The sequence below is a fragment of the Cupriavidus sp. 01L46 genome (assembly GCF_056399905.1).
On record NZ_JBFTSF010000702.1, the window covers coordinates 1 to 534 of the forward strand.

General features: G+C 71.0%; 1 protein-coding gene. It reads left to right on the forward strand.

Features of this window, described 5'->3' with window-relative positions; translation table 11 throughout:
- Positions 1–534, forward strand: a 534-nt coding sequence (locus AC1DS3_RS39400; protein ID WP_477129468.1) for an alpha/beta fold hydrolase, incomplete at both ends; no start/stop codon positions are given.

A 534-nucleotide genomic window follows, 5' to 3' on the forward strand; every position in this document is an offset into this window, starting at 1 on the left:
GCGCTATGGCGGCCACAGCGGCGCGCGCGGAACGCGCGATCCGGTGATCGTGGTGCCGGGCATCACCAGCCCGGCCATCACCTGGGGCTTCGTTGGCGCTCGCCTGGGCGAGCAGTTCGATACCTATGTGCTGGATGTGCGCGGACGCGGCCTGTCGTCTGCGTCGGACACGCTGGACTACAGCCTGGACGCCCAGGCCGCCGACGTGCTGGCGTTCGCGCAGGCGATGAACCTGCCCAGCTACAGCGTGCTGGGCCATTCGATGGGTGCGCGCATCGGCATCCGTGCCGCGCGCAGCCAGCCCGCGGGGCTGGCGCGGCTGGTGATGGTGGATCCACCGGTGTCCGGGCCTGGCCGGCGCGACTATCCCGCGCAGCTCGCCTGGTATGTGGACTCCATGGCGGTGGCGCGCCACGGCGTGGACATCGAGACCATGCGGCGCTTCTGTCCCACCTGGACCGACGAGCAACTGGCGTTGCGCGCCGAATGGCTGCACACCTGCGACGAGCGCGCCGTGCTGGCCAGCTTCCAGGG